General features: G+C 70.2%; 22 protein-coding genes and 1 pseudogene. 11 read left to right on the forward strand and 12 right to left on the reverse strand.

Going from position 1 to position 21,967, the window contains the following annotated elements:
* Window positions 1-41 precede the first annotated feature (41 nt).
* Both ACFWX1_RS16970 and ACFWX1_RS16975 read left to right on the forward strand, forming a co-directional pair.
* Window positions 42-3,272, forward strand: coding sequence for a right-handed parallel beta-helix repeat-containing protein (locus tag ACFWX1_RS16970; RefSeq protein ID WP_378388219.1), 3,231 nt, complete (start codon window positions 42-44; stop codon window positions 3,270-3,272).
* 90 nt (window positions 3,273-3,362) lie between these two features.
* Window positions 3,363-4,481, forward strand: coding sequence for a S8 family serine peptidase (locus ACFWX1_RS16975; protein ID WP_378388221.1), 1,119 nt, complete (start codon window positions 3,363-3,365; stop codon window positions 4,479-4,481).
* 3 nt (window positions 4,482-4,484) lie between these two features.
* On the opposite strand, the gene ACFWX1_RS16980 is transcribed toward ACFWX1_RS16975, so the two are convergent.
* Window positions 4,485-5,594 carry a hypothetical protein gene (locus tag ACFWX1_RS16980; RefSeq protein WP_378388223.1) on the reverse strand — a complete coding sequence of 370 codons (1,110 nt, stop codon included), beginning with the start codon at window positions 5,592-5,594 and terminating at the stop codon, window positions 4,485-4,487.
* 123 nt (window positions 5,595-5,717) lie between these two features.
* Between ACFWX1_RS16980 and ACFWX1_RS16985 the strand changes: the two genes are divergently transcribed.
* The gene (locus ACFWX1_RS16985; RefSeq protein WP_378388225.1) at window positions 5,718-6,830 is read left to right on the forward strand and encodes a sensor histidine kinase; all 1,113 of its coding nucleotides are present in this window, start codon (window positions 5,718-5,720) and stop codon (window positions 6,828-6,830) included.
* Here ACFWX1_RS16985 and ACFWX1_RS16990 read toward each other — a convergent pair whose 3' ends face one another.
* Together ACFWX1_RS16990 and ACFWX1_RS16995 are read right to left on the reverse strand one after the other, a co-directional pair.
* Window positions 6,831-7,433, reverse strand: coding sequence for a response regulator transcription factor (locus ACFWX1_RS16990; RefSeq protein ID WP_378388227.1), 603 nt, complete (start codon window positions 7,431-7,433; stop codon window positions 6,831-6,833). It abuts the gene before it with no gap.
* Between the two features lie 398 nt (window positions 7,434-7,831).
* Entirely contained in the window at window positions 7,832-8,944 is a 1,113-nt protein-coding gene (locus ACFWX1_RS16995) for a DUF3089 domain-containing protein (protein WP_378388229.1), read from the reverse strand.
* Between the two features lie 389 nt (window positions 8,945-9,333).
* Between ACFWX1_RS16995 and ACFWX1_RS17000 the strand changes: the two genes are divergently transcribed.
* From ACFWX1_RS17000 to bcp, 3 genes are all read left to right on the forward strand, one after another.
* On the forward strand, window positions 9,334-9,516 hold the full coding sequence (locus tag ACFWX1_RS17000) for a hypothetical protein (protein WP_378388231.1): 183 nt from the start codon (window positions 9,334-9,336) through the stop codon (window positions 9,514-9,516).
* 217 nt (window positions 9,517-9,733) lie between these two features.
* Window positions 9,734-10,270, forward strand: a complete 537-nt coding sequence (locus tag ACFWX1_RS17005; RefSeq protein ID WP_378388232.1) for a hypothetical protein — start codon at window positions 9,734-9,736, stop codon at window positions 10,268-10,270.
* 29 nt (window positions 10,271-10,299) lie between these two features.
* On the forward strand, window positions 10,300-10,773 hold the full coding sequence (gene bcp / locus ACFWX1_RS17010; RefSeq protein WP_378388234.1) for a thioredoxin-dependent thiol peroxidase: 474 nt from the start codon (window positions 10,300-10,302) through the stop codon (window positions 10,771-10,773).
* 15 nt (window positions 10,774-10,788) lie between these two features.
* Here the strand turns inward: bcp and ACFWX1_RS17015 are convergent, their stop codons facing one another.
* Together ACFWX1_RS17015 and ACFWX1_RS17020 are read right to left on the reverse strand one after the other, a co-directional pair.
* The gene (locus ACFWX1_RS17015) at window positions 10,789-12,570 is read right to left on the reverse strand and encodes a sensor histidine kinase (RefSeq protein ID WP_378388236.1); all 1,782 of its coding nucleotides are present in this window, start codon (window positions 12,568-12,570) and stop codon (window positions 10,789-10,791) included.
* Window positions 12,560-13,258 (reverse strand): response regulator transcription factor, encoded by a 699-nt coding sequence (locus tag ACFWX1_RS17020; protein WP_378388238.1) that lies wholly within the window; start codon window positions 13,256-13,258, stop codon window positions 12,560-12,562. The genes ACFWX1_RS17015 and ACFWX1_RS17020 overlap by 11 nt, the downstream gene beginning before the upstream one ends.
* Window positions 13,259-13,414: 156 nt before the next feature.
* On the opposite strand from ACFWX1_RS17020, the gene ACFWX1_RS17025 reads away from it, so the two are divergent.
* The 4 genes and pseudogenes from ACFWX1_RS17025 (at window position 13,415) to ACFWX1_RS17040 (ending at window position 15,713) form a co-directional block, all read left to right on the forward strand.
* Entirely contained in the window at window positions 13,415-14,077 is a 663-nt protein-coding gene (locus tag ACFWX1_RS17025) for a hypothetical protein (RefSeq protein WP_378388240.1), read from the forward strand.
* Window positions 14,078-14,227: 150 nt separating this feature from the next.
* Window positions 14,228-14,573 (forward strand): annotated as a pseudogene (locus ACFWX1_RS17030) (ArsR/SmtB family transcription factor).
* 1 nt (window position 14,574) lies between these two features.
* Window positions 14,575-15,222: an SRPBCC family protein gene (locus tag ACFWX1_RS17035; RefSeq protein ID WP_378388242.1), complete on the forward strand. Its 648-nt coding sequence runs from the start codon at window positions 14,575-14,577 to the stop codon at window positions 15,220-15,222.
* The gene (locus tag ACFWX1_RS17040) at window positions 15,222-15,713 is read left to right on the forward strand and encodes an SRPBCC family protein (protein ID WP_378388244.1); all 492 of its coding nucleotides are present in this window, start codon (window positions 15,222-15,224) and stop codon (window positions 15,711-15,713) included. The genes ACFWX1_RS17035 and ACFWX1_RS17040 overlap by 1 nt, the downstream gene beginning before the upstream one ends.
* Window positions 15,714-15,839: 126 nt before the next feature.
* On the opposite strand, the gene rdgB is transcribed toward ACFWX1_RS17040, so the two are convergent.
* From rdgB to ACFWX1_RS17070, 6 genes are read right to left on the reverse strand one after another with little or no spacing between them, the layout of a single operon-like run.
* Window positions 15,840-16,445: an RdgB/HAM1 family non-canonical purine NTP pyrophosphatase gene (gene rdgB, locus ACFWX1_RS17045; protein WP_378388246.1), complete on the reverse strand. Its 606-nt coding sequence runs from the start codon at window positions 16,443-16,445 to the stop codon at window positions 15,840-15,842.
* On the reverse strand, window positions 16,442-17,218 hold the full coding sequence (gene rph, locus ACFWX1_RS17050; protein ID WP_378388248.1) for a ribonuclease PH: 777 nt from the start codon (window positions 17,216-17,218) through the stop codon (window positions 16,442-16,444). The genes rdgB and rph overlap by 4 nt, the downstream gene beginning before the upstream one ends.
* A 10-nt stretch (window positions 17,219-17,228) precedes the next feature.
* Window positions 17,229-17,714: a PaaI family thioesterase gene (locus ACFWX1_RS17055; RefSeq protein WP_378388250.1), complete on the reverse strand. Its 486-nt coding sequence runs from the start codon at window positions 17,712-17,714 to the stop codon at window positions 17,229-17,231.
* Window positions 17,704-18,471 (reverse strand): MBL fold metallo-hydrolase, encoded by a 768-nt coding sequence (locus ACFWX1_RS17060; protein WP_378388252.1) that lies wholly within the window; start codon window positions 18,469-18,471, stop codon window positions 17,704-17,706. The genes ACFWX1_RS17055 and ACFWX1_RS17060 overlap by 11 nt, the downstream gene beginning before the upstream one ends.
* 29 nt (window positions 18,472-18,500) lie before the next feature.
* On the reverse strand, window positions 18,501-19,307 hold the full coding sequence (gene murI, locus ACFWX1_RS17065) for a glutamate racemase (protein ID WP_378388254.1): 807 nt from the start codon (window positions 19,305-19,307) through the stop codon (window positions 18,501-18,503).
* Window positions 19,304-19,963: a rhomboid family intramembrane serine protease gene (locus tag ACFWX1_RS17070; RefSeq protein WP_378388256.1), complete on the reverse strand. Its 660-nt coding sequence runs from the start codon at window positions 19,961-19,963 to the stop codon at window positions 19,304-19,306. Before ACFWX1_RS17070 ends, murI begins: the two co-directional genes overlap by 4 nt.
* A gap of 117 nt (window positions 19,964-20,080) precedes the next feature.
* Between ACFWX1_RS17070 and ACFWX1_RS17075 the strand changes: the two genes are divergently transcribed.
* A complete protein-coding gene (locus ACFWX1_RS17075) occupies window positions 20,081-20,953 on the forward strand; it encodes an arylamine N-acetyltransferase (RefSeq protein ID WP_378388258.1) in 873 nt (290 codons plus the stop codon).
* Here ACFWX1_RS17075 and ACFWX1_RS17080 read toward each other — a convergent pair.
* On the reverse strand, window positions 20,908-21,627 hold the full coding sequence (locus ACFWX1_RS17080; protein WP_378388260.1) for an aspartate/glutamate racemase family protein: 720 nt from the start codon (window positions 21,625-21,627) through the stop codon (window positions 20,908-20,910). The genes ACFWX1_RS17075 and ACFWX1_RS17080 overlap by 46 nt on opposite strands.
* Window positions 21,628-21,967 lie beyond the last annotated feature (340 nt).

A 21,967-nucleotide genomic window follows, 5' to 3' on the forward strand; every position in this document is an offset into this window, starting at 1 on the left:
AGACTGGAAGCGCACCCGGCAGCTCGTGAGGAGAGTGGAGCGTGGCACGGCCCGTCCTGTCGGTCAGCCCGGAAGGACCCGAGGGCTACCGGACCATCACCGCCGCACTGGAGTCGGCCCGCCCCGGTTCGGTGATCTCGGTCCGTCCCGGCCGGTACCGGGAGAACCTGGTGATCACCAAGGTGGTGACCATCACCGCGGCCGAGGGATCACGCAGTGTCGAGCTCGCCCCCGTCCGCGGCAGCGTCGTGCGCGTGACGTCGGAGGCCGTGCAGCTGTCCGGTCTCGTCCTGCGCGGCAAGGACGCCGAACTGCCCACTGTGGACGTCCCACGTGGACAGGCGGCGATGGACGACTGCGAGGTCGTCGGCTCGTCGTGGACCGCCGTGCTGGCAAGGGAATCAGGCTCGCTCGCGATGCGCGGATGCCGGGTGTCCAATGCGGCCGGTGCGGGCATCGTGGACACCTCGGAGACCGGAAGTGTCGTCGAGGACAGCCTTTTCGAGCATCTCGGCAGTTCCGCGGTGGTGATCAGTGACCGTGCCGCCTCGGTCATCCGGCGCTGCGTCATGCGGGACAGCCGGGGCAACGGCGTCTGCGCGAACGCCGAATCCACCGGCATCATCGAGGACTGCCAGATCTCCCGCACCGACAAGCCCGCCATCGCGCTCGAAGCGAGCACCGGCACGACGGTCGCCGGCACGGTCGTCACCGACGTCGCCATCGGCGCGTACCTGAACACGACCGGACGGCCGGTCCTGCGGGACTGCTCCTTCGTGGGCGCACGCGAACACGGGATCGTCGTGCTCGGCGGGGATCCCGTGGTGCGCGACTGCAAGATCGGCCGGGCCAAAGCACACGGGATCTTCGTCAAGGACAAGGCCAGGGGCAGCTACGAGAACCTGCGGGTGTTCTCGGCGGGGCAGGCCGCTGTCCACGTCGGTGAACTCGCGGGACCGGTTTTCCGCGACCTCACCGTGTACGACTGCGCACAGGACGGCGTCGAACTCACCGACGAATGCGTAGCGGAGTTCGACAAGCTGGAGATCCGCGACGTCGAGGGCACCGCGGTCACCGTCCGCGCGGGCGCCAACCCGCTCCTGCGCCGAGTGTCCATTGAGGACACACGCGGCGACGGCGTCGCGTTCTTCACCGGCGGGCGCGGCAGGCTGGAGGCCTCCGGCATCACCGGCACCACCGGCCCGGGCATCCGCATCGGCGACGACGCCGACCCGTATGTGAGCACCACGGTGCTCCACGACCTGCCCGGCGGCGGCGTCGTGATCGAGCCAGGAGGCACCGGTCTGCTGCGCGACTGCGAGATCCGGGCCTGCGGCGGTGACGGCATCAGCGTCGCCGAGCACGCCGAGCTGACCCTGTCGAACAGCAAAGTCCGGGACAACAAGGGCCACGGCGTGCTCGTCGGCCCCGGCGGCCGCAGCACCCTCACCGGCTGCGAGCTGCTCGGCAACGCCCGCGACGGCCTGCACGTCGACACCGACGAGCCGGTCGAGGTCACCGACTGCGTCGCCGTGGGCAACGGCGGTTCCGGGGTCGGGCATCCCGGCACGAGCGAACGGCTTTCCGTGGAGAACCTGGAAAGCCGGGACAATCGCGCGACCGGGGACGACGACGCGGAAAGCCTCGGCGCGATCGAGGAGCTGACCTCGCTCGTCGGCCTGGACGGCGTCAAACACCAGGTCACGACCCTGATCAACCTGACCCGGATGACCAAGCGCCGTCAGCGGGCCGGCCTGCCCGGCCTGCCGATGAGCAGGCACCTGATCTTCGCGGGTCCGCCGGGCACCGGCAAGACGACCGTCGCGCGGTTGTACGGCACGATCCTCGCTTCGCTCGGCGCGCTGCGCAGCGGGCATCTGGTCGAGGTCTCGCGGGCGGACCTGGTCGCGCAGATCGTCGGCGGCACCGCGATCAAGACCACCGAGGCGTTCACCAAGGCGCTCGGCGGCGTCCTGTTCATCGACGAGGCGTACACGCTGACCGCGCAGGAATCGGGCAATGGTCCCGATTTCGGCCGCGAAGCCGTGGATACGCTGGTGAAGCTCATGGAGGATCACCGCGACGACATCGTCGTGATCGCGGCCGGATATTCGGAGCAGATGCGCGGGTTCCTCGCCTCCAACCCTGGCCTCGCTTCCCGGTTCAACCGCACCATCGAGTTCGACAACTACTCGGTGGACGAGCTGGTCACCATCGTCGAGCACATGTGTGCCGCGCACAGCTACCGGCTGGCCGACGACACCCGCGCCGCGCTGGGCGAGCATTTCCGGCGCATGCACCGCGGCCCGGACTTCGGCAACGGCCGCGCCGCGCGCAAGCTGTTCGAGGAGATGATCGACCGCCAGGCGGTGCGGCTGGCCGAGCTGCCGGACGCCGGGCAGGAAGACCTCTCCCTGCTGCTGCCGTCCGACGTCAGCGACGACGCCGCGCTGCCGCCCGGCCGGAAACCGCCGTCCGCGCTGTCGCGGCTGCGCGGGATGATCGGTCTCGGCGCCGTGAAGGACACCGTCGAAGACCTGGCGAACCTGTTGGAGGCGAACAGAAAGCGTGCCTCCGCGGGCCTGCCGACGCCACCGATCGGCAACCACGCGGTGTTCGCCGGCCCCCCGGGCACCGGCAAGACGACCGTCGCGCGGCTCTACGGCGAACTGCTCGCCGAACTCGGCGTGCTCCCGACCGGGCAGCTGGTCGAGGTCGGCAGGGCCGACATCGTCGGCAAGTACGTCGGGCACACCGCGCGGCTGACGAAGGAGGCGTTCGAGCGGGCGCTGGGCGGGGTGCTGTTCATCGACGAGGCCTACACGCTGACTTCCCTCGGCGGCAACGACTTCGGCCAGGAAGCGGTCGACACACTGGTGAAGCTCATGGAGGATCACCGCGACGCCGTCGTCGTGATCGTCGCGGGATACACCGAGGAAATGCGGGACTTCCTCGCCTCCAACGCGGGGCTGGCTTCGCGGTTCGCCCGCACCATCGTCTTCACCGACTACGAACCCGCCGAGCTGGTCGACATCGTCACACGCGACGCGGCCTCCAACGGCTACGACTGTGGCCCCGAACTGGTGGCGGCGCTGCACACGCACTTCGAGCAGGTGCCCCACGACCGTTCGTTCGGCAACGCCCGCTATGCGCGTCAGCTCCTCGAATCGGCGATGACCCGCCAGGCCGGGCGGATCACCCGGCTGGATTCGCCCACCCTCGACGACCTGCGCCTGCTCCGCGCCGAGGATCTGCCCGTCCCGGTGGGCTGAAGCCCCCTTTTCCGGGACTGTCCCCAGTGGACACGGGCCGCCTACCGTCGTGATGTGCGATCTGCTCCCCGTTGGACGGCCGTGCTCTGCGTGGCAGTGACACTGGCACTGCCGCTTGGCGCGGTGCCGGCGCCCGCCGCGCCGGAAATGCCGCCGATCACCCAGTCGCTGAACGAGAACCAAGCCTGCCGTACAGCGTCTACAGTGGACACCAATGACCTGCCGTGGGCGCAGGCGAGGCTACGGCCGGAGCGGGCGTGGGCGCACGCCGACGGCTCGGGCGTCACCGTCGCGGTGCTCGACACCGGCGTGGACACGTCGTCTCCCGCGTTGTCCGGCAAAGTGGCGGGTGCCGGGACCGACTGTGCCGGACATGGCACGTTCGTGGCCGGGATCGTCGCCGCCACGCCTCGGCCCGGCGGCGGCTTCAGCGGGATCGCGCCCGGCGCGCGCGTGCTCTCGGTACCGGTGACCGACCGGATCGGCGGCACCACGGCCCACTCGCTCGCGACCGGTATCCGCACGGCACTCGCGGCGGGCGCGCGGATCGTCCAGGTGTCGGCGGCGGTCGTCGAGCCCTCACCGGAACTCGCCGACGCGGTCGCCGGAGCCGTCACGTCCGGAGCCGTGGTCGTCGCACCGGCCGCGGTCGCCGCCGGTCAGAAGCCGGTCGCCGCGTACCCGGCCGCCTACCCCGGAGTGGTCTCGGTCGCCGCGATCACCCCGCAGGGCCCCCCGATGCGCACGGATCTCCCGGGAATCCGGGTCGACCTCGCCGCGCCGGGCGCCGCCATCACCGGCCTCGGCCCCGGCGGCAACGGCCTCTTCACCGCGAGCGACGACGCCGTCGCGGCGGCGATGGTGTCCGGCGCCGCCGCGCTCGTCCGGTCGTACCGGCCCGCGCTGTCCGGCCCGGAAACCGTACGGCGGCTGAAAGAAACCGCTTACCCGCCGGCGGGCGGGGTACCGGATCCGCTGCTCGGCACCGGCGTGGTCGACCCGGCCGCGGCGGTCACCGCGGAACTGCCTCCCGGCACCGCCAAGGCCGAGGCGGCACCCGCGGCCGTACGCATGCCCGCACCCGCGGAACACGGGCCCGAGGTGCTCGCCGGGATCGTCGCCGCGGTGGCGGGCACGATCATCGCGCTGGTGGCGATCGGCGCCGTCGTCGTCCCCCGCGCCCGCCGTCGCGGCTGGCGGGCCGGGTGAGGCTCAGCTCGGCGAACAGCTCACCTTCAGCTGCGTCGAAGCGATGTGCCGGTAGTTCGCCTTGCCGTCGCTGGTGTTCCAGTCGATGCCACTGTTGTTGAGCTTGACCGCGAGCTTGCCCGTGTCGACCTTGAACGGGCCGCCGAGACTCACCCACTGGCCGAGATGGGCGGTCTGGTCGATGTCGGCCACGCCGACAACGTTGTCGGCCGACGTGGTCTGCGAGCGGAACACCGAGTAGTGCGCCTTCACGGCGCCGACGTGCTCGATGTTGCTGTCGTTCGGGATGTACACCGAGACCGCGCACCGGCCGGCGGTGACAGTGCCGGAAACGTCGAAGAGCCACCGCGTGTAGGTCTGCGGATCCGGGGAGCCGTCGGAGTTGCCCGCCATCGGCATCGCGTCGAAGACGCCCGAGCAGCCCGCGTCGGCCGAGCCGCCCTGATAGGTGTTCCAGCCCTCGCGGCCCTTCGCGTACTCGCCGACCTTCTGATACGACGCGCGAGCCGTGTTGGCGCACCCGGCACCCGCGACCAGCGCGCCGGCCTGCCCCGGCGGGACGTTCGGCTGCCCCGCCGCCGTCATCGGCGCGTTCGTCAGGCCCGGCTGCCCGGACGCGGGCACGCCGCCCGGCACGCCCGGCGCGGAGGAAGCCCCCGGCACGGGCTGCCCCGGCACCGGCCCCGGCGTCGGGGCGACGAGTGCCGGTACCCCGTCCACCGACCTGACCGGGACTTCACCGCCCGCCTTCGGGGCGTCCCACATTTCGGTGATCAGGAACGGGACGGACACCAGCACGACGGCGGCGCCCGCGAGCGCGATCAGCACCGGGGTCGAGGGCAGTCTGCACCGTTTGGCCTTGACCGGCTCGGTGTCCTCCGGCGCCGTGGTGCGGGCAGCGGTCCCGGAAAGGACTTCGAGGGGCACCTTCTCGTAGTCGGGTTCCGGTGTGTCGGCGGCGACGTCCTCCACCAGCTTCAGCCGCGCCCGGTCGCCATCGGCCGGTTCCCCCGCCCGCTCGACGGGCGGGAAGATGCGCAGGGTTCGAGCTGGTTCAGCCGCGGCTTCGTCCTTTACGGACTGTGAACGCTGCCCCTCAGAATCGGACGCCACAGGTCTCACATACCTCCGAGTAGCCTATACTTCTCGCCGCGCCTGGCATCGGATTGTACAGCCGCCGTCGCACCTTGTTTTTCCCCGTAAGCAAACTCACGAGACCTCGGGAAATCGGCCCGGATGCACCCTCTGCTCGAAATAGCCCTCGTGTCGTTGTGGTGCTCGGTCGCGGTCGCCTTGATCGGTTCCGCTTTCCTGTGGCTGCTGCGCCGGTCCTCGCTCGTGGTGATGATGGTCGTACTCATCGTCATTCCGGTGGCGGGGATAGCGGCGAGCATGTTCGCACTCGCTTTTATGGAGCGTGTCGCGTATCCGGATCTGCGGGAAATCCTGCTCGCCTGTATTCCGTGCACCGGGGTGTCGCTGGTCGTCTGCCTGCTGCTCGGCCGCCGGTTCCTGCACGGCAGCCGCGACCTCGCGCAGGCGGCGCGCAGCATGGGCGTCCAGGGCCGGTTCGCCGCGCCCGCCGGCGACAGCGCCGCCGAATGGGAGGTGCTGAGCCAGGAACTCGCGGCGATGAGCACCGCGCTCGCGGCGTCGCGGGAACACGAGCGGCTGCTGGAGAGTTCGCGGCGCCAGCTCATCGCGTGGGTCTCGCACGATCTCCGCACTCCGCTCGGGAGCCTTCGCGCGATGGCGGAGGCGTTGCAGGACGGCGTCGCCCCCGACCAGGATCGGTACCACCGGCAGATCCTGCTGGAAACGCAGCGCCTGGACCAGCTGGTCACCGATCTGTTCGACCTCTCCCGCATCCAGTCGCAGTCGCTCACCCTGTCACTGCGGACGCTCCCGCTCTTCGACCTGATCAGCGACACCGTCTCGGCGTGCGAACCGCAGGCGCGCGGCCGCGGCGTTCACCTTGCGCCCGGCGGCATCGCGGCCGTCGAGGTCCGCGTCGACGTCCGACAGCTTTCCCGGGTGCTGGGAAACCTGCTCGGCAACGCGATCCGGCACACCCAGCCCGGCGGTACCGTCACGGTGGCCGCGGCGGCCGACGGGGGCCAGGCCGTCATCACGGTGTCGGACGCCTGCGGCGGTATCCCGGCCGAGGATCTCGACAAGGTCTTCGAGCCGGGCTGGCGGGGCAGCCCGGCTCGCTCCGGGGCCGGCACAGGGGGCGGACTGGGCCTGGCGATCGTGCGCGGGATCGTCGAAGCGCATCACGGCACCGTCGCGGTGCGGAACATCCCCGGCGGCTGCCGGTTCAGCGTCTCCCTGCCGCTGGCGCGCTGATCAAGCGGCGACGGCGGCCGGCACCGGCTCCTGTCCGACGAGCCCGAGCTCCAACGCCTTGCGGGTCAGCTCGGCCTTGTTGCGCACCTCGAGCTTCGCGCGGATCCGTTTGACGTAGGTGTCGACAGTGGCACTGGAAAGCCCCATCCGGCGGGCGGTCTGGGAATGCGTGTAGCCGTTCGCGATCCAGCACAGCACTTCGCGCTCACGCGGGGTCAGCACCGATGGCGGCGCGGACGTCGTCGCAGGCGCGGCGGTCAAGGCCTGTCGCGCGTCCGCAGCCACGTACACCGCGCCGCGCGCGACCACCGCGAGAGCGTCGAAGAACTCCTGCTCGCCGCAGCGCGCGTCGACGAATCCCAGCGCACCGGCCCGCAGCAGGTCCGGGACCTGGGCTGCCGCGCCCTCGGGCAGGACGACGAGCACCCGATAGGACCGGCCGAGCCGCTCGACACAGTGCCGCAGCGCGGTGGCGGGCAACGTGCCGCCGTGCGCGACGACGGCGACGTCCGCACCCGCACACGCGGGTGCGCGGGTAAGCAGGGCCACCATGGCCTCGCGCGCCTCTGGACGATCGGAAAACACGGTCACCTCGGACGACATGCTCACGAGCAACGCAACTCACTTCCGTACGGCTATCCGCGACCGGCGCGGAACAGGAGTGTCGGCTTCCCCTTCACGAGGACGTCCCGACGTTAGCCGGGGAAAGCGGCAGGGAAGAAGGCCAGGAGCCGACCTGTAAAAGTCAGTCAGACCTTGAAATAATCTGTAAGAAAACACCGGGACGAAAAGGACGTTTGCCCTGGCGAAATCGACTGCGACACCTCTGGGCATTGTCTCACGACGGGCGCGTCGATGACCAACTCATGTCTATCAGGTCACCGCCGGGTCACGCCTCGGAATTCTTTTTCCGACCGCGCTGAACAGTTCATCCGACAGGAACGATCAGGGACGCTCTTGTCACACCCGACGCACCCAGGGCGTCCCTCGCTCCGCCCCCGTCAGTGGGTCCGCAGCCATTCGGCGCTCTGGGCGGCGACGAGTGCGGTCAAATCCCCGAGCGCCAGGTTGAAGTCCTTGACGTGCAGCCCGAGTCCCTGCCCGGTACCAGGGCCGCCGATCTGCGCGTCGCCGCCGCGGACCTGCAGCCAGCTGGCGTTGCCACCCGGGTATTCGCGGAACAGGCACTGACCGCTCACCAAGCCCGGATAACGCGCGTAGCCGGTCGGGTGAGTCGTCAGCGTGGTCCCGGCGAGCAGGAGCGCCAGATGACCGCCCGGCAGGAGCGGGTTGCCCTCCACCAGCCGCTGGGTCGGCAGGCGCGCGTCGAGATCCGCCGTCGCGCCGGCGGGAGCGCCGGTCAGGAGGGCCGCGGGGTTGACGCACAGGATGCGATGCCCCGGTTTGGCGAGCACGCCGAACACCGAGTCCGGCGGGAGCGTCCGGTCGCCGGGCTGTTTGTACGACGAGTAGCCCGTGACGCATCCGGTGGGCACCGGCTGGGCCGCCGACGCGCGGGCGCAGACGGGCACGTACTGGAAGGCCGCGTCCGGATCGGCGCCACCGCCCGCCGGGCGGTCGATCGGGACCGGGACGTTCCCGCCGAGCACCAGCGCCGAAACCAGCGAGGGCTGGACATCGGGACGCCCGTCGACGCGGTCGCGGATCAGGCTCGCGACGTCGGCGGCCCCCTGCGAATGACCGAGCAGCACGACCCCGCGCCGCCGGTGCGTCACCGGATCGACGTTGTAGTCGCGCCAGTAGGTGTCCCACGCCTGCTCGACGTCGCGCAGGCCCAGCGCGTAGTCGGGTGTCGTGCGCGTGGCGACGCCGACGACGTGCGCGGCCAGCGACGCCTGCCGGTAGGACGGCACGAACATCCGGCACCGGCCGAGCAGCGGACCGGCCTGGGCGAGCGTGACGGCCTGCTGGTCGTCGCCACGCGCGGGCGGCAGCGAACCGAGCTGCGGCAACGGATTCGGGAGCACGTTGACGGTGGGATAGACGAAGAAGCAATCGACCGGCGGCGCCGAAGCCGGCTCGAACGGCTCGACGCCGGTGCGTCCGTCCGCTTCGACTCGGGTGACGTCGAGCGGAACCCGTCCGTGGGACACTGGGTAACCCGCGGTGAACTTTCCGCCGGGTTCGGCGACTTGCGGTTCACCGGTCAGGGTCTGATTGCAGGGATTGGCGACCAACCCGGGGCGACACAACCACACCGGGTGAGCGAGCGGAGCCCCGGTTCCGGCGTTCGCCGGTACCGCACCGAGAAGTCCGAGCCCGGCGAGGAGCACGAGCAGGACGGCCACCTTTCGCCCGTCTCGCACGTACTGCGCCTGTAGATACCAATCCGACCGGAAGCAGGCGTTTCGTGCGGATCCGCCAGCCTTTCTGTTCGGCCTGCTTCCGGTCTTCTTGGTAGTCCGACGCATGGCGCTCCCTTCCGGTACGGGATTTCCCGGACGTACTGTGGCAGAGTGGCGCGGCGAGCGGGAGGTGAGAGGTGACGTCACGGAATCCGTTGCGCTGGCTGGCCCGCTGGGCGGACTGGTTCGAGGAGCGCGGCGTGTACGTGCCGGGCGAGGAAAACCGCGCGGTCGATCCGATCCGTGATTTCGGGTGGCTGATGGCCGCCTGGGTCTCCGGGGTCGCGCTTTTCATCTTCCTCTTCGCCTTCGCCATCTGAGCCGGAAAGCGCCTCCAGAAAGCGCGACCACGCCACCGTGTGAGTTCGGTCACCGGGGGTGCCGTTCCGATCACGGATCGGCCACGGGTGTACACCAGGTCCGCGTCAACACCCCGCTTCCGCTCGTACGCGCGTGAGAAGGCGGCCAGAGTGGAGCGGGTTCGGCTCGCCACCTAGGCCGAACGGCCGAACCTTGACCCCGACTGGAGTAACCGAGATGGCGCCCCCGCGCACCCCGAAAGCCCTGCTCGCCGCCTGTGTGCTGTTCACGGCGGTGGCCTGCGGGGTTCCCGCTCGGGAGGGGACGGCGGCACTCGGCGCCGGCGGGGCCCCGGCGGGTTCGCCCGCCGCGCAGGCCGGGCACGACCTGCGGTTCGGCACCGATCACCGGTTCGCGAGCGGTGTGTCGTTCTCGGTCTCGGCACCGAAGTCGTTCCAGCCGAGCAGCGCCGCGTACCCGCCGAGCCCGCGTGGTGCGGCGTTCGACATCGAGGTCGTCAACAACGGCGTCGAGACCTACCGGCTCTCCGGGCTTTCGGTGACCGCGACGATCGGAGACGCGCCCGCGAAGCAGCTCGTCGACGCGACGCAAGGGTTCACCGGCGTCTACGACGCGGGCAAGGACGTCCTGCCGGGACGGTCGGCCCGGATCACCCTGGCGTTCGCCGCGCCGACGCAACCGGTGCAGATGCGCCTGCAGTTGCGGCCGAGCGCCACGGATCCGACGGCGGCCACCTACTGCGGGCCCGCGTGATTGTCGGTGCCAGGCGTTACTCTTCGGCCATGACCGAGCGACTTTCCCCCGGCGACGCCGCGCCGGACTTCACCCTGCCCGACAGCGAGGGCAAGAACGTCTCGCTGAGCGACTTCCGCGGTCAGTCGGTGGTCGTGTACTTCTACCCGGCGGCGGGCACGCCCGGCTGCACCAAGCAGGCCTGCGACTTCCGCGACAATCTGGCGGAGCTGAACGACGCCGGGTACCAGGTGCTGGGCATCTCACCGGACAAGCCGGAAAAGCTCGCGAAGTTCGTCGCGGCCGAAAAGCTGACCTTCCCGCTGCTTTCGGACCCGGACAAGAAGGTGCTCACCGAGTGGTCCGCGTTCGGGGAGAAGAAGAACTACGGCCGGATCGTGCAGGGCGTGGTCCGCTCGACGTTCATCGTGGACGCCGACGGCAAGATCGCGAAGGCGGCCTACAACGTCCGCGCCACCGGCCACGTCGCCAAGCTGATCAAGGATCTCGGCATCGCCTCCTGAGCCTCCTGAGCGCCCTCAGCCCGGCAGCCGCAGCGTGAACGTCGAACCCTGACCGGGAACGCTGGCAGCGGTCACGGTCCCGCCGTGTGCTTCCGCGAGTTTGCGGACGATGGCGAGCCCGAGGCCGCTGCCACCGGACTGCCGGGCCCGCGACCGGTCCGCCCGCCAGAACCGGTCGAACACGTGCGGCAGATCCTCCTCGCCGATCCCGGTACCGGTGTCGGCCACCTCGAACACGACGTCCTGCCCGGCACGCTTGCCCCGCACCGAAACCGTGCCCCCGGCGGGGGTGTGCCGGACGGCGTTGGACACGAGGTTGTCGAGGGCCTGGCGCAACCGGACCGGATCGGCCGTCAGGTCCGGATCGGCCAGCGGCGAGACGGACAGCGCGACCCCGGCGGCCTCGGCGCGCGGCACGTGCGCGGCCGCCACCTGGGTCAGCAAGGTGTTCGCGTCCAGCGGTTCCGGATGCACCCGGAGTTCGCCCGCGTCGGCCAGCGCGAGATCCTGGAGATCGTCGACGATGTGCTGCAGGTGCACGGCCTGCTCGTGCAGCAGCGCCAGGAGTTCCTCGTCGGGCTGCGCGACGCCGTCCTGCACGGCCTCGATCCAGCCGCGGATGTTGCTCAGCGGCGTCCGCAGCTCGTGCGCGATGTCGCTGACCATGCCCCGGCGCGTCGCCTCCAGCCGTTCCCGCGCCGCGGACATGTCGTTGAACGCCGTGGCCAGCCGCGCGATCTCGTCCCGGCCCTTGACCTCGACCCGCGCGCCCGTCTCCCCCGCCTCCATCCGCTGCGCGGCCCCGGTGAGCGCGCGCAACGGCCGGATCAGCCGGATCCCGGCCAGCACGGTGACGGCGACGGCGATGACCAGCACCGCTCCCGCGACGGCGGCGAGCCGGACCTTGTTCTCCGCCGACAATGTGAACCCGCTCGGCTGATCGTCACCGGCACTCATGAGGTAGAGCGACGCGGCGGGCGCGACGTAAGGCGTCAGCTGTTCGCGGCGGCTCGCGGCAATGCACGAGTCGACAGCCGGGTCCGGCCCGCTGGGCCGGATCTCCTTCCATGCCCAGGTGAAGCCGAGCAGCATCCGGACCGGTGGCCTGCCCGCCCGGCCGAGACACTCGTTGACCAGGCCGGTCAGCTTGTCCAGCGCGAGCTGTTCGGTCTTGGTGGGTGCTTCGAGGCCGAACGGCACCGGGGCGGCGGTGGGCGCCGGGACGAAGGCCTTGGCGCAGTACGGAAGTGTGTAGGGGTCGGAGGTTTCGACCCGGGTGCGGCCGTTCGGCTCGGTGACCAGCGAACCACTGCCGCCGATCTTCCGGACGCAGCTCAGCACGCGGGCACCCGCCTGTGCCAGGAATTCCCGCTCGTCGGGAGCCAGCGAGTACGGGCCGACGGCGTCGGGGTCGATACGGTCGGCGCTCGTGGAGACACCGAGCCCGGTGTCGACGGACAGCGGATCGACGACCACCGACGGTTGTTTCGGCAGCGGTCCCGGCCGGGGCGCGGAATCCGCGATCGTGCCGCCCGACGAAGTCGCCAGCACGATCCGCCTGCCGGACGACCGCCCGAGCGCCTGGACGAGCGCGGGCACGTCCCGCCAGTCCGGATGCGTGGCCGCGTACTTCAGCACGTCCTGGTAGATCCTGCTGTCCTCGGCGAGTGCCTGGCCCTGTTCCTGCCGGATCGCCCCGGACGTGGTGCGGGCGGCGAGCCAGGCGGTGGCGGCGATCGAGCAGAGCACGATCAGCGCCGACACCGCGAGCAACCGGACCAGGAGGCTACGCGCCATGCGACGGCCCCGCGGTCAGCTTGTAGCCGACGCCGTAGACGGTGAGCAGCCGCGTCGGTTTCCGGGGCTGTGCCTCGATTTTCTTGCGCAGGTTCATCACGTGGACGTCGATCGCGCGGTGGGTGATGTAGCGGTCGAACCCGTGCAGCCGTTCCAGCAGCTGGCCGCGGGTGAACACCCGGTCCGGCTGCGCGGCCATGACCTCGAGCAACCGGAACTCGCCGGGCGTGCACTCGATCGGGCGGCCGTCGGCCGTGACCTCGTGGCGAAGCGGATCGACGGTGAGCCCGCCGACGCGCAGCGCGGCACCCGCCCCGTGCGCGGATTTCGTGCGCCGCAACAGCGTCCGTACCCTCGCCACCAGTTCGCGGGGACTGAACGGTTTGGTCATGTAGTCGTCCGCGCCGAGGTCGAGACCGCGCAGCAGATCGTCCTCTGTGGACCGTGCGGTGAGCATCAGCACCGGGATGTCCGATTCGGCGCGCAGCGTGCGGCAGATCGTCAGGCCGTCCATGCCCGGCAGCATCACGTCCAGTACCAGCAGATCGGGCGGCTCGCGGCGGACGTGGGCGAGCGCCTCGCGGCCGTCCGGGACCACGACGACCCGGTGCTGCTCCCGTTCGAGATAGCGGCGGACGAGTTCCGCCTGCTTGTCGTCGTCCTCGGCCAGCACGATGTGGGCACACATGACGCCGACAATAGAGTGTCGAGGCCACCCGGATGCGGGCTTGCCCCGGCCGCCATTCGCCGGGATCACGCCCCCTGGCGGAACTGGCCGCGCAGGAACTCAAAGGGCCGCTGGGGCAGCGGAAACCGGAGAACCTCGTAGACGATCGGGACCCAGGTGGCCGAGCAGCTGGAACCGGTGCCGGCCGACCGGTTCGCGACCCTGCCGGGCAACGAGGTCAATGCCGCCTTCCTCGCCGTCGAGGACGCCCTGAACGAGGCGGATCTCATGGCCTGTGGGCACGCGAAGCATCATCAGGTCGGCGAGCTGCTGAGCGGGATTCCGGATCGGGCGGAGGGCGTGATCCGCGAGAAGCTGGTGCCACCGAGAAACATCCGCGAGGCGCGGTCACTTTCGACGATCGGCCCGCGGATCCTGCGATACCTTCCAGCCACTTTGGATAGTTCGACTGAGCACGCTGCGGCCGCGACGGTCCGGGCCGCAGCGCTCACCGGGGGCTCCGAAGCACTGGCTGTGCTAAAGCGATACGCACCAGCCCCTCGCCCGGCCGTACAAGAGCAGACCATCACTACAGGACGCTTACTCCCTTTCGCCAAACAACTACGCCAGCTGACCGACCTACCATACCCGAAAACGATTAGCGCCCACTTCGACGAAGATGCAATCGTCAACCTTCACCCACTTGCAAAAAACTACAACATTAATACATTGCCAATGTCTTCCGCAAAGAGTTTTACCCGCATCGCCACCCTGGATAAACTCTCCACCCTGCAAACCCTTTTATTATTCCCTCGAGAACAAGTACAGTTGATATACTAGAAAGACTTCCCCAGCTCAAAACCCTCAGCCTATCCGTGACGGACCATGCTGTCTGTCACCGCGGACGTCGACGACGGTGCTGTCGTGGTCCAGAGCGTCACCCGTGACTTATATAAGCGTCACGTGGTATGACTTCGTTGTGCACGCGACATTCTCGGAGACCCGGTGCGCCGGCGCATCCTGGAGTTGCTCGCCGAGGGCGAGCGGACCTCTGGCGCGATCACAGAGGTGGTCCGGTCCGAGTTCGCGCTGTCTCAACCGGCTGTCTCCCAGCATCTGCGCGTTCTGCGTGAGAACGGGTTCGCGGTGGTCCGGGCGGAGAGGGCCCGCCGGTTCTACGCCGTCGACCCCTCACCGCTGCGCGAGGTCGGCGTGTGGTCGGAGCGGGTTCTGGGGTCAGCGTCTCGATGCCCTGGGAACCGAGCTGGCACGCGGCAGACGTGCGTCCCGGTCCGGAGTCGCCGACCAGACCGATTCATCGGCGGAAGGAACATGAGATGAAAGACGTATTCGACGAACTGGTCGCTGCGCGACGGGCGATGGGCAGGGCGGCCCTGCCCGCCGGCGACGCTTACACGATCGAGCTGCGGCGTCGGTATGACGCGCCGGTCGACGAGGTGTGGGACGCCATTACCGACTCCGAGAGGCTGGGGCGCTGGTTGAAGCCTGTGACCGGGGACCTGCGGCTCGGCGGGTCGTTCGCGCTGGAGGGCGGCGAGCACGGCGAGATCCTCGCCTGCGACCCGCCGCAGCGGCTGCGGGTGTCCTGGCTCTTCGGGCCTGAGGCTGATGAGTGGCCGGGCACGAGCGAGGTTGAAGTGCTCTTGTCGCCGGGACCCGCCGGGGGCACCGAACTTGCCTTGGTCCATGCGGCGGCCGTCGGGGAGCCGATGTTCCCGACCTACGGGCCCGGTGCCGGCGGTGTGGGCTGGGACCTGCATCTTCTCGCTCTGGCTCGCTTCCTCGCCGACGACGAGCCCCTTGACGACGACGAGTTCCGGGCCTCGGTAGCCGGACGCGAGTTCGTGCGGCGCAGCGCTGCGGCATGGGGCGAAGCCCACCTGGCCGGCGGCGGCGATCCGGTTCACGTGGCGGCCGCGGTGGAGGCCACCACCGCGTTCTACGTCCCCGGAGGCAGCCAGTGATGAAGTACACCGTCTCGATTGAGATCGCCCTGCCGCGTGAGGAGGTGGTTCAGCTGATTTCCGACCCGGCGCACATGCCGAAGTGGCTGCGCGGCCTGGTACTGCACGAGCCGCTCAACGGGGTGCACGGCCGGCTCGGGACCACTTCGCACGTCGTGTTCCAGACGGGCAAGCAGCGAATGGAGGCGACCGAGACCATCACGCGCGTGGATCCTGAGGACCTGCGCGGGGTCCCGAGCTCGGTCACCGTCCACTACGACCGCGAGATCGCCGGCAAGGGCATGTGGCAGGCCCAACGCGACCGGATCATCGACGCCGGTCCGGACACGACAGTGTGGGAGAGCGAGAGCGAGTTCCGATTCGACGGGCTCATGATGCGGCTGGTGGCGCTGCTCATGCGTGGCTCATTCCGCAAGCAGTCGCGGCAGCACATGCAAGACTTCAAGGCGTTCGCCGAGCACGGAACGGATGTCCGTCAAGGATCGAACTGATCGTCCATCACGAGCTTGGCGATCGTGACGGACAACGCCCGGCACAGGTGCCAGATAGCGTGGCCCGTCACACTATCAAGGTACTCCGAAGACGCCTTTCCCTTGAGTTCCAGCTGCCAATATCCGCTAATCGGCGAGCTTGCGCAGGTCCGGCAGCAAGGCGCGCAGTGCCCGGCCCCGGTGCGAATCGGCGTCCTTCTCCGCCGGAGCCATCTCCGCCGACGTCCGGCTTTCCCCCTCCGGCACGAAGATCGGGTCATAACCGAAACCGTTGGTACCACGGCGTTCCCGCACCAGCGAGCCTCGCCATTCGCCGCGCACCACGGTTTCCGTCCCGTCCGGCAGGACAAGAGCCGCCGCGCACACGAACGCGGCACCCCTCCGCTCGTCCGGGGTGTCCGAAAGCTGCGCCAGGACGAGGTCGAGATTCGCCTCGTCGTCACCATGCTTCCCGGACCAGCGCGCGGAAAGCACGCCAGGCATCCCGTTCAGCGCGTCGACGGAGATGCCCGAGTCGTCCGCGATGGCGGGCAGGCCGGTCGCCGCGACAGCATCACGGGCCTTCGCGACGGCGTTGCCTTCGAAGTCCGGGGCCGTCTCCGGCGCCTCGGGAAACTCCTCGACGTCGGCGAGCCCGATGACCTCGATGCCCTGGATGCCCTCGGCCTCCAGGATCCGCCGCAGCTCACCGAGTTTCTTCGCGTTCCGGGTCGCCAGCAGCAGTCGGGTCACTTCGAGCCCTTCTTCTTGTCCGGCCGCGGCTCCGGCAGCTCACCGGGATAGGGCAGCGCCAGCGCCTCCTTCTGCAGCCGCGTCAGCTCCGCGCAGCCCGCCTGCGCCATGTCCAGCATCGTGTCCAAAGTGGACCGGGCGAACGTCGCGCCCTCGCCGGTGCCCTGCACCTCGATGAGCGTGCCCGCGTCGGTCGCGACGACGTTCATGTCGACCTCGGCCCGCGAGTCCTCCTCGTACGGCAGGTCCAGCCGCACGCGCCCGTCGACGACGCCGACGCTGACCGCGGCGACCGACGAGGACAGCGGCTGCGGGTCGGCCAGCCGGTTCGCGGCGGCGAGCCAGGTGACGGCGTCCGCGAGCGCGACATAGCCACCGGTCACCGCAGCCGTGCGGGTGCCGCCGTCGGCCTGGATGACGTCGCAGTCGATGACGATCGTGTTCTCGCCGAGCGCGGCCAGATCGATGCACGCGCGCAGCGACCGGCCGATCAGCCGGGAAATCTCGTGGGTACGCCCGCCGATGCGGCCCTTGACGGACTCACGGTCGCCGCGGGTGTTCGTCGCCGAGGGCAGCATCGCGTACTCGGCCGTCACCCAGCCCAGCCCGGACCCGGCACGCCAGCGCGGCACGCCTTCGGTGACGCTCGCCGCGCACAGCACGCGCGTGTCGCCGAACTCGATCAGCACCGAACCCGCGGGCCACCGCTGGAAACCCCGGGTGATCTTGACGTCGCGCAGCTGGTCGTCGTTCCTGCCATCTTTTCTCGCCACGCCATGCACTCTAGGGTGTCGCCCCCGGGGCCCCGCCCCCGGACCGTGAGGGCGTCTGGAAGGACACCGTGCCCTGCGCCGCGGCGACCTGACGGCCGTCGTTCTCGACGTCGATCCGGACGATCGCGACCGACCGCCGCCGGGCCAGGATCGTCGCCGTAGCCCGCACCACCCCGGTGCGCACGGGCGCGAGGAAGTTCATCTTGAACTCGAGCGTCGCCGGCCAGGTCCCCGCCTCGACGTGCGGCAGGAGCACCGAACCGAGGCTGTGGTCGACCAGCGCCGCCACCACTCCGCCGTGCTGGATCCCGAACTGCGACCGGAACTCCGGCCGCACGGTGAGTTCGAAACAACCGTGCCGGTCGCTCAGCTCGACGGTGGTGATGCCGAGCGTGCCGGGGAACTCCCCGAACACCGCCGGATCCGTGCGCAGCAGCTGGTCGTGCCCGGCGGGATTGAGGAAACCTTCCCCGTCGGCGATCGCCTCAGACGTCATAGACCGAGCCCTGCTCGACGAGTTCGGCGTTCGGGAAGATCGCCTTCGCCTCGGCCAGCACGGCGTCGCGATCGGTCCACGGGGCGACATGCGTGAGCAGCAGCCGTCCGGCACCGGCGTCCTTGGCCAGTTCGCCGGCATGCTTGCCCGACAGGTGCACCCCCGCCGGCCGGTCCGCGGAGTCGGTCCAGGACGCCTCCGACAACAGCACGTCGACGCCGTCGGCCAGCTCACCCAGCGCCGCGCACGGGCCGGTGTCCCCGGTGTAGGCGAGAATTCTGCCCCCGTAGGAGACCCGCAGGCCGAAGGCGGGCGTCGGATGATCGACCGGCACCGCGGTGACCTCGAACGGGCCGATCGTCGTCCGCTCGTCCCGCAGCGGGTGGAACTCGTAGACGTCCGAAAGATCGGTCTCGGCGCGCTCGGTCTCGTTGGGCGCGTAGGCGTTCGCGAGCCGCCAGGGCGCGTCAGCCGGAGCGTGGACCGGCAGCCGCCGCGGCCTGGCCGGGTAGGGCGGCGCCGGGTGATAGCGGCGCAACACGGTCAGCGCGCTGACGTCCGCGCAGTGGTCCGGGTGCAGGTGGCTGAGCACCAGCGCGTCGAGGTCGAACGGGTCGGCCACGGTCTGGAGCTGCGCGAGTGTCCCGTTGCCGAGCTCGATGCCCAGCAGGAACCCCTCCGCCTCGAGCAGGTAGCCGGACGCGGCGGTGTTCGGCCCGGGGATGCTGCCCGAGCAGCCGAGGATCGTCAGTCGCACCACGCCACCCTAAGCGTCCGGAACCTTTTCTACCCGCCAGTAGGAGCAAGCACACCCGGCGCGAACCCCATGAAACGCTGGGCGAGCCGCGCGAACGGCTCGGCCGACCCGGTCGCGACGAACTCGTGCCGGGGCGGCGTCTCCCGCTCCGCCAGCAGCTCGCGTTCGGTCAGCACACGGACCAGGTCCTTCGCGGTCTCCTCCGCGCTCGACACCAGCGTCACCTCGGGCCCCATCACGATCTGCAGCACCCCGGCCAGCAGCGGGTAGTGCGTGCAGCCCATGACGAGCGTGTCGACGTCGGCGTCGAGCAGCGGCTCCAGGTAGCCCTGCGCGAGCCCGAGCACCTGCCTGCCGGTCGTGATCCCGCGTTCGACGAAGTCCACGAACCGGGGGCAGGCGACGCTGGTGAGCCGGATTTCCGGGGCGGCGGCGAACGCGTCGTCATAGGCGAGCGAACGAACCGTGCCCTCGGTGCCGATCACCCCGACCCGCCCGGTGTGGGTGACGCTGGCGGCCCTTCGCGCGGCGGGGAGGACGACCTCGATGACCGGGATGTCGTAGCGCTCGCGGGCGTCGCGCAGGCAGGCCGCCGACGCCGTGTTGCACGCGATGACCAGCGCCTTCACCCCGCTCTCGACCAGCTCGTCGAACCGCTCGAGCGCGTACTCGCGCGCGGTGGCGATGGGCAGCGGGCCGTAGGGATTCCGCGCGGTGTCGCCGACGTACCGCAGCTGCTCACCGGGGAGTTGTTCGAGGATCGCTCTCGCGACGGTGAGCCCGCCGACACCGGAATCGAAGACACCGATCGGGGCGTCGACGGGCGCGGAACTCACAGCCCGAGGTTACCCGGACCGCTGGGCGCGACCTTCTTCGCCTTGTCCGCGCGGGCCATCAGCCACGCCGCGAGCACCCCGGACAGGGCCCCGAACAGGTGTCCCTGCCAGGAGATGCCGGGATTGCCCGGCAACAGGCCCCACAGCATCCCGCTCCACACGCCGAGCAGGACCACCGCGACCAGTATCTGCCCGAACGCCCGGTTGAAGATGCCCCGGACCAGCAGGAACGCGAGCCAGCCGAAGGCGAGCCCGGACGCGCCGACCGTCACCGCGTCCGACGGCCCGACCAGCCAGACCCCGAGGCCGGACACCACCCAGATGATCGCCGTCACGATCGCCCAGCGGCCGATCCCGGCGGCCATCGCGAGGAAGCTGAAGATCAGCACCGGGACGGTGTTCGAGAACAGGTGCGACCACCCCGCGTGCAGCAGCGGGGCCCACAGGACGCCGTCGAGCCCGGACAGCTCGCGTGAGTGGATGCCGGCCAGGTCCAGCCGCGCCGGGAGGATCGCGTCCACCAGCTCGACGAGGTAGAGCAGCGCGGTGAAGGACAGCGCGACGATCGCGGCCGCCTTCGGGTTCGGCGGCAGGACACGTTTGGCCGGATCGGTGGCGGACGCGCCACCGGGCGACGGCTCGGGCAAAGTGCTCACATCACCCAGGCTACGTCGGCGATCGGCGGCCCACCTCGGGTGAAATCCCTGATCCGCACCCCGGCGTCCCCGATATCCGCGCCAGGTTTGTCGGTGCCCGCCGCTAGCCTGCGCGACATGGGGAATCTCGACGTCACCGCCTACCTGCACCGGCTCGGCTGCGCGGCCGAGCCGCCGAGCGCGGACGCCCTGCGGCGGCTGCACAGCGCGCACATCGAACGCGTCCCGTACGAGGCGCTGGAGATCGCGCTCGAACGCGTCACGCCATTGGCACCGGAAGCGTCGGTGGCACGGTTCCTGCGGGGCCGGGGCGGCTACTGCTATCACCTCAACGGCGCCTTCTCCGCGCTGCTGCGCGCACTCGGCTACCAGGTCACGCGGCATCTCTCCGGAGTGCAGAGCAGTGCCGGGGACGCGCCGAACCTCAACCGCAGCCACCTGGGGCTGACCGTCACCGGCCTGCCGGACGATCCGGAGACGACGTGGTTCGCCGACGTCGGGCTCGGCGACGGGCTGTACGAGCCGGTCCCCCTGCGGTACGGCGAGTTCTCGCAGGGCCCGCACACCTACCGGCTGCGTGCCTCCGACGTCGTCCCCGGCGGCTGGCGGTTCGACCACGACCCGGCGGGCAGCTTCGCCGGCATGGACTTCGCCCCCGGCGCGGCCGAGATGCCCGATTTCGCGGAACGGCATCATTGGCTGTCCACGTCGCCGGAGTCCGGGTTCGTCCGGGTGTGCGTCGTGCAGAGCCTCGACTCCCGTGGCGTCGACACGCTGCGGGCGCTCACCCTCACCCGCAGCGGCGACGTCGAGAAGAAGCAAGTCCTGGAGTCACCCGAGGACTGGTGGGCGGCGCTCGCCGACGTGTTCGGCATCCCGGCCGACGCGTTCACCGGCGAAGAGCGGGAGCGCCTGTGGCGCCTGGTTCTCGGCCAGCACGAGGCTCACCTGGCGGGGGCGGCGGGGAGCGAGGTGGTGCCCAGCGCGTAGTCGGCGGCGGTCTCGGCGTGCAGCCGGGTCGTGGGGAAGGTCGGCACCGGGCTGTCGTCCGCGCCGACCAGCAGCTCGATCTCGGTGCAGCCGTAGATCACACCCTCGGCCCCGGCCTCGGCCAGCCGCCGGATGACCTCGCGGTAGGCGTTCCGGGACTCCTCGGTGACCACGCCGAGCACCAGTTCGTCGTAGATGATCCGGTGCACACGTTCGGCGTCATCGGGTTCGGGCACCAAGACGTCGAGACCGTGCGCGGCGAGCCGTTCGCGATAGAACGGCTGGGTCATGGTGAACCCGGTGCCGAGCAGGCCGACGCGCTTCAGCCCGGCGTCGAGGATCGCTTTCGCGGTCGTGTCGGCCAGGTGCAGCAGCGGGATGCCGAGGCCTTCGGTGAGCCGGTCGGCGACCTTGTGCATGGTGTTGGTGCACAGCACGACGAAGTCGGCGCCCGCAGCCTCCAGCGCCCGCGCCGCGCGGTTGAGTTCCGCGCCGGCGTCGTCCCAGCGCCCCTCGGCCTGCATGGCCTCGATTTCGGCGAAGTCGACCGAGTACAGCACCGTGCGCGCGGAATGGAAGCCACCTCGCGCGGCCTTGACCCGCTCGTTGACGAGCCGGTAGTACTCCGCCGACGACTCCCAGCTCATCCCGCCCAGCAACCCGATGGTCCTCATGCGACCAGTCTGCCCGGCCCGTTTTCGCCGTGGCCTGGCCCCGCCTAGGGGTTGGTGTCGGGGCGGAAGTGGAGTGTCGCGAATGGGCCATTCGCGCCCCTGCCGAAGGCAAGCCAAGCCCGCGGCAGCCATGCCCCGAACGCTCCGTTCGAGACGCTCAACGTCCTCAACGGAGCGTTCGCGACACCTGCGGAGCCTCGCGAAGGAATGAACGGAAGATTCAGGACACCCCCAGGCCCCCTTGCCATACAGCCTAGGCCGCGGGCCCGACAAACCGTGCCCCACGAACGGCGGCCGCGGGCGCCCAGCGCCGTCAAGGCCACCTTATGGGCGTCTGACG

This window comes from Amycolatopsis sp. NPDC059021 (assembly GCF_042739895.1).
Classification (GTDB): domain Bacteria; phylum Actinomycetota; class Actinomycetes; order Mycobacteriales; family Pseudonocardiaceae; genus Amycolatopsis.